Source organism: Nocardia sp. alder85J (assembly GCF_020176955.2).
GTDB lineage: Bacteria > Actinomycetota > Actinomycetes > Mycobacteriales > Mycobacteriaceae > Nocardia.
The window spans coordinates 260,572-272,914 of the sequence record NZ_JAIUCZ020000006.1 but is presented as its reverse complement, the minus strand read 5'-3'; the positions used below and the strand labels follow the sequence as shown (position 1 = coordinate 272,914).

General features: G+C 69.5%; 16 protein-coding genes. 4 read left to right on the top strand and 12 right to left on the bottom strand.

What is annotated here, in order from left to right:
• Window positions 1-6 precede the first annotated feature (6 nt).
• From LBW94_RS24455 to LBW94_RS24415, 9 genes are all read right to left on the bottom strand, one after another.
• A complete protein-coding gene (locus tag LBW94_RS24455) occupies window positions 7-468 on the bottom strand; it encodes a phage tail protein (RefSeq protein WP_225059016.1) in 462 nt (153 codons plus the stop codon).
• A 104-nt stretch (window positions 469-572) separates the two neighbouring features.
• Complete coding sequence (locus tag LBW94_RS24450) at window positions 573-1,160, bottom strand: hypothetical protein (protein WP_225059017.1); 588 nt, start codon at window positions 1,158-1,160, stop codon at window positions 573-575.
• A 138-nt stretch (window positions 1,161-1,298) separates the two neighbouring features.
• Window positions 1,299-1,889: a hypothetical protein gene (locus tag LBW94_RS24445; protein WP_225059018.1), complete on the bottom strand. Its 591-nt coding sequence runs from the start codon at window positions 1,887-1,889 to the stop codon at window positions 1,299-1,301.
• Between the two features lie 177 nt (window positions 1,890-2,066).
• Window positions 2,067-2,525, bottom strand: coding sequence for a DUF3558 family protein (locus tag LBW94_RS24440; RefSeq protein WP_225059019.1), 459 nt, complete (start codon window positions 2,523-2,525; stop codon window positions 2,067-2,069).
• Between the two features lie 88 nt (window positions 2,526-2,613).
• Window positions 2,614-2,850: a DUF6374 family protein gene (locus tag LBW94_RS24435; protein WP_225059020.1), complete on the bottom strand. Its 237-nt coding sequence runs from the start codon at window positions 2,848-2,850 to the stop codon at window positions 2,614-2,616.
• A 59-nt stretch (window positions 2,851-2,909) separates the two neighbouring features.
• On the bottom strand, window positions 2,910-3,506 hold the full coding sequence (locus LBW94_RS24430; RefSeq protein ID WP_225059021.1) for a TetR/AcrR family transcriptional regulator: 597 nt from the start codon (window positions 3,504-3,506) through the stop codon (window positions 2,910-2,912).
• 33 nt (window positions 3,507-3,539) lie between these two features.
• The gene (locus LBW94_RS24425) at window positions 3,540-4,424 is read right to left on the bottom strand and encodes an alpha/beta fold hydrolase (RefSeq protein ID WP_225059022.1); all 885 of its coding nucleotides are present in this window, start codon (window positions 4,422-4,424) and stop codon (window positions 3,540-3,542) included.
• Window positions 4,425-4,467: 43 nt separating this feature from the next.
• Window positions 4,468-5,286, bottom strand: coding sequence for an IclR family transcriptional regulator (locus tag LBW94_RS24420; protein ID WP_225059023.1), 819 nt, complete (start codon window positions 5,284-5,286; stop codon window positions 4,468-4,470).
• A 240-nt stretch (window positions 5,287-5,526) separates the two neighbouring features.
• On the bottom strand, window positions 5,527-6,408 hold the full coding sequence (locus LBW94_RS24415; protein ID WP_225059024.1) for a sigma-70 family RNA polymerase sigma factor: 882 nt from the start codon (window positions 6,406-6,408) through the stop codon (window positions 5,527-5,529).
• Window positions 6,409-6,495: 87 nt separating this feature from the next.
• Here LBW94_RS24415 and LBW94_RS24410 point away from each other — a divergent pair, with 87 nt between their 5' ends.
• From LBW94_RS24410 to LBW94_RS24400, 3 genes are all read left to right on the top strand, one after another.
• Complete coding sequence (locus LBW94_RS24410; protein WP_225059025.1) at window positions 6,496-7,161, top strand: nitroreductase; 666 nt, start codon at window positions 6,496-6,498, stop codon at window positions 7,159-7,161.
• A gap of 75 nt (window positions 7,162-7,236) precedes the next feature.
• Entirely contained in the window at window positions 7,237-7,686 is a 450-nt protein-coding gene (locus LBW94_RS24405; RefSeq protein WP_225059026.1) for a MarR family winged helix-turn-helix transcriptional regulator, read from the top strand.
• Between the two features lie 10 nt (window positions 7,687-7,696).
• Window positions 7,697-9,400: an MFS transporter gene (locus tag LBW94_RS24400; RefSeq protein WP_225059027.1), complete on the top strand. Its 1,704-nt coding sequence runs from the start codon at window positions 7,697-7,699 to the stop codon at window positions 9,398-9,400.
• A 53-nt stretch (window positions 9,401-9,453) separates the two neighbouring features.
• On the opposite strand, the gene LBW94_RS24395 is transcribed toward LBW94_RS24400, so the two are convergent.
• A complete protein-coding gene (locus LBW94_RS24395; protein WP_225059028.1) occupies window positions 9,454-10,248 on the bottom strand; it encodes an SDR family NAD(P)-dependent oxidoreductase in 795 nt (264 codons plus the stop codon).
• A gap of 162 nt (window positions 10,249-10,410) precedes the next feature.
• On the opposite strand from LBW94_RS24395, the gene LBW94_RS24390 reads away from it, so the two are divergent.
• A complete protein-coding gene (locus LBW94_RS24390; RefSeq protein ID WP_225059029.1) occupies window positions 10,411-10,992 on the top strand; it encodes a TetR/AcrR family transcriptional regulator in 582 nt (193 codons plus the stop codon).
• On the opposite strand, the gene LBW94_RS24385 is transcribed toward LBW94_RS24390, so the two are convergent.
• Together LBW94_RS24385 and LBW94_RS24380 are read right to left on the bottom strand one after the other, a co-directional pair.
• The gene (locus tag LBW94_RS24385; protein WP_225059030.1) at window positions 10,968-12,005 is read right to left on the bottom strand and encodes an NlpC/P60 family protein; all 1,038 of its coding nucleotides are present in this window, start codon (window positions 12,003-12,005) and stop codon (window positions 10,968-10,970) included. The two genes, LBW94_RS24390 and LBW94_RS24385, sit on opposite strands and share 25 nt — an antisense overlap.
• Before the next feature lie 101 nt (window positions 12,006-12,106).
• Complete coding sequence (locus LBW94_RS24380) at window positions 12,107-12,256, bottom strand: hypothetical protein (protein ID WP_225059031.1); 150 nt, start codon at window positions 12,254-12,256, stop codon at window positions 12,107-12,109.
• Window positions 12,257-12,343 lie beyond the last annotated feature (87 nt).

The window sequence follows — 12,343 nt, the reverse complement described above, 5'->3', positions numbered from 1 at the left end:
GGACGGTCAGTAGGGGTTCTTGATGACGAAGTAGGAACCGCGGATGGTGCCCGCCAGCTTGGACTTCTGCCTCGCGAACTTGAACGCGGAGAGTTCGTCGGGGATCTCCATGCCGTCGGAGAGCTTGAACCCGACCGCTCGCTTGCCGTCGTCGTCGACGGTGTACATGACGTTGATCGACAGGCCGCTGCGGTAGAAGACGTACGCGAAGTGGATGTTCTCCACTTGGAAGTCGGCGGCCTCGAGCGGCGGGGAGGCGATGACGATGTCCCGCTCGTCCTTCAGGATCCGGCTCACCCAGGCGATGGTCGACTCGGCCTCCGCCGCGGGCTGCACCGTGAAGACGTGGTCGTATTTGTTCTTGAAGTACCGCGCCTCGTTGGCGCGCAGTCCGGCCAGCGCCGCCGCGACCGGCGACGATTCCAGGCCGTCGGTCGATACGGTGACGAAATCCACTGCCGAGGGCATGACGAAACCTTCCTCCGTGTGTCCGGAACATACCGTTCGGCTCGCACTCTACAACCGTCCGCCCGCGCCGCCGTCGAATGCGCTCGTGCGGCCGCGGCCGGCGGCTACGAGGTCGGCGGGGTGGCGCCCGTGATCGACCGGCAGTCGTCCTGGACGGCGGTCAAGCCGTCCGGGGAGCCACCGGTGGAGCTGGTGTAGGTGGCGATGTCGGTGTAGAGCTTGGCATAGGCCGGGTCGTCGTTCTGGGCGATCGACGCGTCGGTGGCGGCGCCGCTGTCCCGGACGGCGCTGCGCGGGTCCGCGGTGGTGGCGCGGACGGCGGCGTCGATCTCGGTGCAGGCCTGGATCGCGCGGTCGTGGGCCGCCGAGCCGGTCTGGGATTTCGGTGTGGTGGCGAGGACGATCGCGAGGATCGCGGCGGCCGCGGCGATCAGGACGGCGGCGCCGGCCTGGACGGGAGCCGGTATGTTCCGGGCGAACCGCCAGGGGGACCGGCGCGGTGGCGGGGTCCGGGGTGGGGGGTCGTTCGGGCGGTTCGGTTCCAGTCGGGCCGCGCAGCGTTCGCATCGGAGCGAGCGTGGCGCGTTCTTCCTTCCGCAACTGGGGCATTCGATCGGTGCGGCGGTCCGGTCCGATGGATCCGCCTCGGCTCGCCGGTACTGCTGCTGGTCTTCTCTGTTCTGCCGACTCACTGTGCTCCCCGCAGCGGACCACCGGACTTGCGGCGGTCCGCGTAGCCTCACTGCTGGTTACGGGGGCAGCGTACCGCTCCGGCAGGGCGCTGTCGGCGAATTACGAAGTGTCCCAATTGCGAAGCGTCCCAAAAACAGTCAGCGCAGATTCCAGCGCCGGTCGGTGGACAGCAGTTGCCATTCCCGGCTCCAGCGATGGGAGCGGTAGCGGTCGATCTGGTAGTCGGCGACCCAGGCCGCCATCGCCATGGCCAGCAACGCGCCGGCGAAGGCGAGGATGCCGAGCAGGATGGCGTCACCCATGTTCTGGTCACGGGTGGGTGGCTCGGTGGCGCGATCGCCGTTGGCGTTCACCAGGATCGGGATCCGGTCGTTGCCGTGGGTCGAGGACCTCACCGGGACGGATCCGGTGTGGGCGACGCCGGCATAGGTCCAATGTGACTGGGCGACAGCGATTCCGGAGCCCACCGTGGTGGCGTCGCCGTCGGCCACGGCGTCGACCCGGTGCAGGGCCGCGCGCTGGTGGCCGGCATCGGTCTCGAGCCGGTGGAACTGGCCGACGCCGACGGTGACCGCGGCCGGGATCGCGGCCGTCGCGAGGATCACCAGGAACAGGCGGAGCAGGTAGCGGGCGCGGTAGCCGGTCGGCATGAGCGGATTGCGCCACGCGCGCAGGGTCCACCACGGGCGCGGAGATGCCTTGTACCCGTTCGTATTCGCTGATGTCATCGTCGGGATCCTGTTCACGATCGACCCGTGGCGGTCGGAGAGTCCGTCGACATCGCGATACCCGACTTTCGCGGGTCGAAGCATCCGCGCCGGAAGGATGTGCGCGCGTCGGGGCGGACATGCCGATGGGGTGGGAGAAGATCTCCCACCCCATCGGGTCGTGCCGGATTGTGCCGCCTAGGCCAGCGACGGCGCGAACTTGCTTGCGGCCGAGACGGTCTGGCCGCAGATGTCGCCGTAGGAGTCCAGGCGCACCTCGAAGGGCTTGTCGGCGGTCTTGACGACCACGATGCAGCTGTTGGGCAGCGCGGGGCCGTCGAACTGCACGGCCTGGTGGCCCGACAGGGCATCGATCGGGGTGGCGTGCAACTCGGTCGAACCGCCCGTGTTGGTCTCGTCCTCCCAGGACTTGTTGTCGTAGATCAGCGTCATCCGGTTGCCCTGCTCGCTGATGAAGGAGCAGCCGGCCGAGCTGGCGGTGGCGACGTCCTGGCGAGTGGTCGGGTCGTAACCGGCCGCCGAGACGCTGTCGGCATCGTCACAGGGCTGGTAGGCGGGGCTCTGGGCCGAGGCCATCGGCACGGCGGCCCACAGCGCGGACGCGGAGAGCAGGCCCACCAGGCACACAGATTTCATCAGGTTCCCATTCGTCGTCGTAGCGGACACCGCCGTGTCCGCGCACAACATACTGGTATGCCGACGGCCTGCTCAACAGGTGTGCGAATCAACGCATCCGATAACGCAGGAAGCCGGCGTGCTTGTGGCCGCCGCCGCCGGTGGGCCGGCCGGGGGTGGTGGCGGGGTGATCGGCGAGCAGTCGCAGACCCAGCGCCAGAGTGCCGGCGAGGTGTTCGAGCACCTCGGGCGTGAGGTGCTTCGAGAAGGCCGCGGCATCGATGAGTTGCCGTCTGACCTGGTCGATCTGCTGATATGCGTCGGGTATCCGCACCGGTTCTGCCACGATCCGGAAGAGTACCTCGAGTCGAACAAAGTTTCGATAGCTGGGCCGGAACCCGTTGCTCAGCGGGTGTATTCGAGCAGGATCAGCTGTGCCGCCAGCCGCATGTCGGCCTCGGCCGCGGCGGGAGCGATCTTCTGGCTGAGCCATGACACCAGCACCCCCCACCAGCTGTAGGTGAGCAGCCGGACGGCGCCGAGGTCGGTCTCGGCGGCGCTGCGGCCGAGGGTGGCGAGGATGGCCCGTACCAGGGCCAGCCGCGGCGTCACGCCCTCGTCGCCGCCGAGATATTCCGCGGCGGTCGCCTGCATCATCGCCCCGCACAGCCGCGGGGTGCGCAGCAGTTCGCGACCCAGGGCCACCAGATTCTCGCCGACGTCCGCGATCGGGTCGCCGGTCGGCGCCGACCACCCGGTGGCCACGAAGCCGGTGATGTGCCGCTCGAAAACCGCTGAGAACAAATGGGTTTTGGAAGGGAAGTAGCGGTAGAGGGTGCCGATCGCCACTCCCGCCCGCTTGGCGACGTCCAGCATCTGGACGCGTTCGTAGTCCGCCTCGGCGCCGAGGGTGGCGGCCGCGTCGAGAATGCGCTCGCGCCGCTGTACCTGCTGTCGCGAGACGGGCGCCGCGGGCGGGCGGGTTTCGGCGATTCGGGCCACTGCGCGAGTCCTTCTGCTCGGAGGCGGCCGGGTTCAGCCGCGGTCGTGCGGTTCCGGCCGGGTGAGGAACGACAGTACCGCCGCCTCCCACGCTGTCTTCTGCTCGATCATCACCCAGTGCCCGCACGCGGGGAAGACGTGCAGTTCCGCGTTCGGAATCGTCCGCATCGGCAGCAGCGCCATGTCCAGCGGGCTGACCCGGTCGTCGCGGCCCCAGGTGATCAGGGTCGGTGCGGTGATCTTGTGCAGCATGGCCCAGTACGGTGGCCGGTCGGCGGCCGCGGCCAGGTTCGCCGTCATCGCCGCCCGCCCGTACATCCGGCGCGCGGATTCCAAGGTCTTCGGCTCGGTCGCCTGCGCCCAGCGTTCGGCGACGAGTTCGTCGGTGACGATCGCGCGGTCGTACACCATCGAGTGCAGCCACTGCACCAGCGCCTCCCGCGACGGATTGTCGGTGAAATCCATCAGCAGGTTGATGCCCTCGCCCGGTCCCGGGCTCAGCAGGTTGCGGCCGATACCTCCGATGGTGACGATGCGGCGGAACAGCTTCGGTTGCGCGACAGCGAGATTCAACGCGACCACGCCGCCCATCGAATTGCCGATCACGTCCACCTGCCGCAGGCCGAGCGCGGTGAGGAAGCGCAGCACGGCCTTCGGCGCGGCCGCCATCGGATGTTCGGTGGTCGGATCGCTGACCCCGTATCCGGGGAATTCCAGGACCAGGCAACGGAAATGCGCGCCGAGCACGGCCAGATTGTCACGGTAGTTGCGCCATCCGGTCACCCCCGGCCCGGAGCCGTGCAGCAGCAACAACGCTGGGCCGTCACCGAATTCGTGGTACCGCAGCACACCCGCGTCGGTGTGCAGTTCCCGCAGCGTGCTCTCGTAGCCGGGTTCGGCCGTCGTGTTCTCGGACACTGTTGTGCGCCTTTGCTCTTCGCCGGGTGGGTATCGGTACGGATCAGGAGGCGGCGTACCGGCGCTCGGTGCGCCGCGGCGGCTCGCCGTAGAGGGCGTCGGCCACCGTGCGCGTGGCCTCCACCACCAGCGGCGCCACCCGTTCCAGCGCCGCGTCGGCGGCCCCGACCACCGACAACGCGCCCACCGGGCCGTCGGTGTTGCGGACGGCCATGCTCACACAGCCGATCCCGGAAAAGCATTCGCCCCGTTCGAAAGTCAGCCCGTGCCCGGCCCGGATCCGGCTCAGCTCCCGATGCAGGACGGCGAAGTCGCCGATGCTGCGCGCGGTGCAGCGCAACAACATCCCGCCCAGTTGCGCCTCCACGTGCTCCGGCGGCACCCATGCCAGCATGGCCTTGCCCAGCGCCGTGCAGTGCGCCGGCACCCGCCCGCCCACCCGCGAGGGCACCTCGACCGCGGACCGCCCGCCGACCTTGTCCAGGTAATAGATGTCGGGCCCGTCCAAGACGGCCAGATGCACCACCAGCTCGGTCCGCAACGCCAGCTCCTGCAACACCGGAGCCGCGGCCACCCGCAACGGACTGTGCCCGACATCCCGCCCGCCGAGCCCCAACGACCTACTGCCCAGCCGATATCCGATATCGGTCCGGTCCAGCCACCGCATCCGCACCAACTGCTCGAGGATCCGGTAGGCGGTCGACCGCGGCAGGCCGGTGCATCGGCACACCTGCTCCAGCGTGCGCCGGGTGTGCGGCCGCTCGAACAGGTCCATGATCAGCGTGATGCGCTCGATCATCGACGGCGGCAGCGTCCGCGGCGCCATCGACGACCCGGCATCGCTGCTCAGCATCGAGGTCATGTCACCCACCTCACGAGGAGACTGAAACCAATTCTAGTTTCACGCTAGCAGCGCCGGACCCGTCCGCCAAGAGGGCGGCCGCATCATCCCCGCGGGGCCGGACGACGCCGGGGAACTGTCCGGCGGCCCGGCTCCGGCGTGGTTCCCGGGGCGAGGTGTCCTGCGGCGTGGTCGATCGGACTCGATCCGGCCGTCGGCAGCGCGATGATGTCGCGCGAGTGGCCGCGGGTGGCTCGCGGTTCAGGCCGGGCCGGTCTCGGGGAGCATCGCGAGGCGCAGCCGGCGGAGGTGAGTGGGGTCGGCGATCAGGTCGTATCCGGCGATCCGGTCGGCGTCGAAGGCGAATCGGACGATCAGGCGCAGCCGGCCGTGCGGGGCGATCGCGAGGCCGGGGGTGCCGTCCACGAGCAGGGGGGTCGCGAAGCGGGTGGTGCGGCCGAAGGTCGCGATCTCGCCGGCGACGGTGGTGGCGCCGTGGGCCTCGGCGGGGCGGGCGGGGCCGATCGCGGATCGGTCGGCACGGCGGATCACGGTGGGGGACAGGACTTCCAGGACGGCGTCCAGGTCGCCGGTGCGGGCCGCGGTGCGGAACCGCTCGATGGTCCGGCGGTGCCGGGCCAGTTCGGTGGCGGGAATGTCCGGGTGGCCGCGCACCTTGCCGCGGGCGCGGCTGGCGAGCTTCTTCGTCGTCGCCGGGGTGCGGTCGACGACGGGGGCGATGTCGTCGAAGGCGACGGCGAACAGGTCGTGCAGGACGAAGGCGATGCGCTCGTCCGGGGTCAGCCGGCTCATGACCACCAGTAGCGCGCGGCCGACCGAATCGACCAGTACCGCTTCGTCTTCCGGGGTCGGGTCCGGGGCGGGGGCATCGGCGGGCGGCGGCCCGGTGAGATCCTCGCGGCGGGTGCGGCGGGTGCGCAGCTGGTCCAGGCAGACGCGTGACACCACGGTCGTCAGCCAGGCGGGCAGGTTGTCGATGCGGCCGGTGTCGGCGGCCGCCAGCCGCAGCCAGGTCTCCTGGACGGCGTCGTCGGCTTCGGCGAGCGAGCCGAGCATCCGGTAGGCGACCCCGCGGAGCTGGTCGCGATGCCGATCGAACCGCTGCCCGAGTTCGGGGTCCATGACGGTCACCTTTCCCTGTTGCCGAACGTCGACTCGGTAGGAGAACCGGTACGGACGACAACGGGAACGAGAGGACAGCCTACTCGAATGGATGTGTACACAGCGGTGGCGGGACGCCGCGCGGTGCGGGCCTTCACCGATACGCCGGTGGCGCCGGCGGTGCTGGAACGGGTGTTGTCGGCGGCGGCGCGGGCGCCCTCGGGCGCGAATCTGCAACCCTGGCACGGCTATCTGGTGACCGGGACCGCGCTGGACCGGGTGAAGGCGCGCACCGGCGCCCGGGTGGCCGCCGGTGACCCCGGCGACGAGCCCGACTATCGGATGTATCCCGCCGAGTTGCCGCCGGTCTACGCGCGGCGGCGCGCCGCGGCCGCCGCGCAGCGCTACCGGGCACTGGGCATCGGCCGCGACGACACGGCCGCTCGTACGGCGCACATCGCCGGGAACTGGGACTGCTTCGGCGCCCCCGCGGCCCTGTTCTGCTACGTCGACCGGATCATGGGGCCGCCGCAGTGGGCCGATCTCGGGATGTATCTGCAAACGGTGATGCTGTTGTTGCGGGCCGAAGGGCTGCACAGTTGCCCGCAGATGGCGTGGTCGGTCTATCACGGCACGGTCGCCGCGGTCGTGTCGCCGCCGCCGGATTCGATCCTGTTCTGCGGCATGGCCATCGGATACGAGGACCGTGCCGTCGCCGGTGCGCGCGTGGATCGCGCGCCGCTCGCCGAGACCCTCACCGTCGTCGACCGATAGCGCGAGCGCCGGCCGATCGGGCAGATCATTACCGAGGGTAGTTACATCGAGTTTATTAATCTATTGTTAGTACCCGTGGTAACGAGTGGATCCGAGTGGGATGCCGGTGCGACCGCGGCGCGGTTGCGGCTGGCCGTCGGGCGGATCACTCGCAAGTTGCGGCAGGCCAAGGCCGGCGCCAGTGGTTTGGCGCTGTCCGAGCTGTCGGTGCTGGCACGGCTGGACCGGGAGGGCTCGAGTTCTCCCACCGCCCTGGCGGCGGCCGAAGGGGTCCGGCCGCAGGCCATGGCGGTGACGCTGGCCACGCTCGAGGAGCGCGGCCTGATCACCCGGCGGCCGGATGAATCGGACGGTCGCCGCGCCGTGGTGTCGATCGGTCCGCCTGGGCGCGGGCTGGTCGCCGATCGGCGCTCGCAGTCGGCGCGCTATCTGGCCGACGCCATCGAGAGGGAATTCACCGCGGCCGAACGGCACGTCCTCGAGGCGGCCCTGCCGCTGCTGGATCGGCTCGCGGAACGATTGTGACGGTGAGCAGATGCAGATCGTGGATGAGAAGGTATCGACCTGCCGCGGCGGCGATCGATACAAATGGGTGGCGCTGTCCAATACCACGCTGGGCGTGCTGATCGCGACGGTCGACGCGTCGATCGTGATCATCGCACTGCCCTCGATCTTCCGGGGTATCGGCCTGGATCCCTTGGCGCCGGGCAATATCGGCTATCTGATGTGGATGATGCTCGGCTACCTGCTGGTGTCCGCGGTGCTGGTGGTGGTGCTCGGCCGGCTCGGCGACATGTTCGGCCGGGTTCGCATGTACAACATGGGATTCAGCATCTTCGCGCTGGCTTCGCTGGTGCTGTCGCTGGATCCGTTCAGCGGAGCGCACGGGGCCTTGTGGCTCATCGGTTTCCGCATCGTGCAGGCCTTCGGCGGGGCGATGCTGACCGCGAACTCGGCGGCCATCCTGACCGATGCCTTTCCGGCTCGGCAGCGCGGAATGGCGTTGGGCATCAACCAGATCACCGCGCTGGCCGGGCAGTTCCTCGGGCTGCTGCTCGGTGGCGTGCTGGCGGCGATCGACTGGCGGGCGGTGTTCTGGGTCAGCGTGCCCATCGGCGTGATCGGCACCGTGTGGTCGTACCGCAGCCTGCGGGAGATCGGTGAGCGCCGTCCCGGCCGCATCGACTGGGCCGGCAACGTCACCTTCACCGCCGGAACCGGTGCGCTGCTGGTCGGAATCACCTACGGCATCCAGCCCTACGGCGGGCATTCCACCGGCTGGACCAATCCTTACGTGCTCGCCGCCCTGATCGGCGGTGCGGCGATGCTGATCGTGTTCCGCGTCGTCGAAACCCGGGTCGCCGAGCCGATGTTCCGGCTGGCGCTGTTCCGGGTGCGCGCGTTCGCCGCGGGAAACCTTGCGGCGCTGCTCACCTCGATCTCGCGCGGCAGCCTGCAATTCATGCTGATCATGTGGTTGCAGGGCATCTGGCTGCCGCTGCACGGTTACGACTACGAGGACACCCCGCTCTGGGCTGGAATCTTCATGCTGCCCTTGACTTTCGGATTCCTGCTCGGCGGGCCGATCTCCGGCTGGCTGTCCGATCGGTACGGCGCCAGGCTGTTCGCGACCAGCGGCCTGCTGCTGATGGCGGCGGCCTTCGTCGGCCTGCTGTCGCTGCCGGTGGACTTCCCCTACCCGGTCTTCGCTGCGGTGCTGTTGCTGTCCGGGCTCGGGCAGGGCATGTTCGCCGCGCCCAACACCTCCGCGATCATGGGCAGCGTCGCGCCCGAATACCGCGGTGTCGCCTCGGGGATGCGGGCCACCTTCCAGAACTCCGGTACCGCCATGTCGATCGGGCTGGCGTTCTCGCTGATGATCACGGGCCTGGCGGGCACCCTGCCGGGGACGTTGTCGGCGGGGCTGCGCGACCACGGCGTGCCCGCCGACACCGCCGCCCAGGTCGCCGCGCTGCCGCCGGTGAGCACGTTGTTCTCCACCTTCCTCGGCAACAATCCGATCGCTCACCTGCTCGGTTCCTCCGGCGTGCTGCGGACGCTGCCCGCCGCCGATGTCGACATCCTCACCGGCAAGCGGTTCTTCCCGGCGCTGGTGTCCGGCCCGTTCCATCACGGCCTGCTGGTGGTGTTCGGGGCGGCGGCGATCATGACGCTGATCGCCGCGCTGGCTTCGGCGTTGCGCGGTGCGCCGCAACTGGAGCCGGCCGCGCGCCGCTGAACGGCGTTGCCGCCGGGCGAGAGTCGCAGCCGATCAGCAGAAGTCACTGCCGGTCAGCAGAAGTCGGAGCCGCCGTCGACGTTGATGTCGGCTCCGGTCATGTAGGTGTTGCGGCGCGACGCGGTGAATGCGATGACCGCGCCGATCTCGGCGGGTGCACCCGCCCGCGGCAGATGTGCGGGGTGGCCGAAGTTCTCGGCGATCCCGCGCATCACCGCGCGCAGATCGGTCGGGTCGATGCCGACGCCGCGCGCCCAGCGTTGCAGGCCCTCGGAGGCGAAACTGCCGGGTGACACGGTGTTGACCAGGATCTCGTCCTTCGCCAGCGTCAGCGAGAGGTTCTTGGTGATGCTGGTGACCATCGCCTTCGCGGCGGTGTAGGCGATCAGCGATTCGGTCTGCCGCTTGGTGGAATGCGCCGAGATGTTCACGATCCGTGCCCATTGCGCGTTCCGCAGCAACGGCAGCGCGGCCCGGACACAGCGGACCATGCCCAGCACCCCGAGGTCGATGGCGGCCAGCCAATCCTCGTCGGTGAGATCCTCGAAGCCGCCGCCGGTCTGCGGTCCGGCGGCGTTGACCAGGATGTTGAGCTCACCCCAGCGGTCGCGCACGGTGTCGAAGGCGGCGGTCACCTCCGCCGGGCGGGTGATGTCGGCGCGCAGGGCGACCGCGTCGGCCGCGCCGAGTTCGAGCAGCCGGCCGACGGTCTTGTCCAGGGTCGCCGGGGTACGGGCCAGCACCGCCACCTTCGCGCCGTCGGCGGCGAAGCATTCCGCCGCGGCGAGTCCCATACCCTGTGTGCCGCCCTGCACGACCGCCGTCGCGCCCGTGAGCCCGAGATCCATCCCGGCACCGTATCAGCGCGGCCCGCCGGGTTCGGGCGGATTCGGCTGGGCCGGAACGGAATGGCGAAGCTCACCCGGTTGGCACCGGATGATCCCCTACAATAAACGAGACAGTTTCGTTTCATTTGCCGTAGTCGGCCGATTCCATCGGAAGGAGCGCCCGTGCCGCGTCCGCTCGCGTCGGAGGAATTGATTCTGCGTGCGACGATCGACATTCTGGCCGAACACGGTGTCGACGGTCTGGCCGTGGACACCGTAGCCGCGACGGCCGGGGTGAGCAAGGCGACCATATACCGCCGCTGGGGTTCCCGGGCGCAGCTGGTGCACGCGGCGATCACCTCGTTGCAGCGGCCGCTGGTGGATCCGGATTCCGGCTCGCTGCGCACTGATCTGCTGACATTGCTGCGGCAACTGGCGGCCTATGTGTCCAGCCGCGACAGCGGCCGGGTGTTCGCGTCGTTCGTCGACGCCGCCACCCGCGATCCCGAACTCGAGGCGCTGCGGAAGAAGTCGATGGCCGACGCGCGGGACAAATATGAGCAGGTGCTGCACCGGGGTATCGAACGCGGCGAACTGCCCGCTGCCGCCGATCTCGGCCTGATGATCGACCTGCTGATGGCCCCGGTGATCTACCGCGCCCATTTCGAGCGCAAGCCGGTGCGCGGCAGCTACGCCGACTCCGTGGTCGACATGGTGCTCGCGGCGGCGCGGGCCACCGATCAGGTCGCCCAGCGCGAGGCGTGAAAGTTCGCCGGTAGCCCGACCACGTGCACGCTCTGGCCCGCGGTCGGCGCCTCGACGCACTGGTCGTCGCCGATGTAGAGCATGACGTGGGTGGGATAGCCGCCGTTGAATTCCGCGGCCGGGAAGATCAGATCGCCGGGCCGGATCGAGTCGGTCGCGATCTTGTCCAGCTGCTGGTACTGGTCGGCGGCGGTGCGCGGGATGTCGATTCCGGCGGCGTCGGCGGCATAGTGCGTGAGCCCGGAACAATCGAAGGAATTGGGGCCCGTGGCCCCGTACACGTACGGCTTGCCGACCTCGGTCAGCGCCGCCTGCACCGCCTTGCCGGCTGGGGTGTCCTGCGGGCTCGGCGCGCTGTCCGGCGGGGGCGCGGTGGTCGCGGGATCCGGCGCCGGGGCATTGTCGTGATCGCCGTGGCCGTGCAGGAATTCGTCGGCCAGCTTGTCGATGGCGGCCGCGGCCTGCGCCATCGCGTCGCTGGAGCCGGACACCAGATTCTGGGCGTTCTGCAAGGCGGTGCCGAGGACGTCCTGCATCTGCTGCCGACCGGCGGGAGTGTCGGCGGTCACGCCGAGCCGGGTCAGCTGGTCGGTGAGGTTGCGCACCAGGTCGTCCATGGCGGTCTTGCCGGTGTTGCTGTGGTCGGCCAGGCCGTCGAGCTGGTTCGAGAGCCGATCGTCGATGGCGCCGAACGAACCGGCGGTGTCGCTGTGCCCGGCCTGCGCGGCGGCGACCGAGTCCGGCGTGGTGCCGGCCGCGGCATCGGTGCTGACCACGCGAATATCCGGCGCCGGTGGGGTTTGCGCCACCGGCGGTGGCTCGGCGGCGCCGGTGCCGTAGGTCGAGGCCAACTGCTGCAAGGTGTCCGGCACCTGGGCCAGCGGGCCGGACGGATCGTTACCGGTGATGCCGCGCAACATCGCGCCCACCATGGGCAGCACGCCCGCGATCGGATTCGCGGGAGCATTCGGATCCTGCTGTGGCAGTGCCGGATCCTCGTCATTCTCGGACACTGAACGACCGCCTGTCGAGCCACGTCAATCCGGAGGACGGAGATCATATTACCGGGTGGTGATATTCCGATGACTCGTCAACCGTGGGAACTCCGGCGTATTCATCTGCGCCGCAAGACATCCAGTGTCACCACCGCGATACTGTCCCGGGCCCGGCCGATCGCGATCTCCCGCTGCCGGGAGAAACCGGGTTCGGATTGCGGGCCCCGCCACAGCGATCGCAGCGTCTCGGGGGTGTGCGCACCCGGCATCCACAGCCGGTGAAATGCTACGAGTGTGCTCCATGTCATGCGACCCGCCGAGCGGTTCGGGCATCCGAAGCGCATTTCGGCCACCTG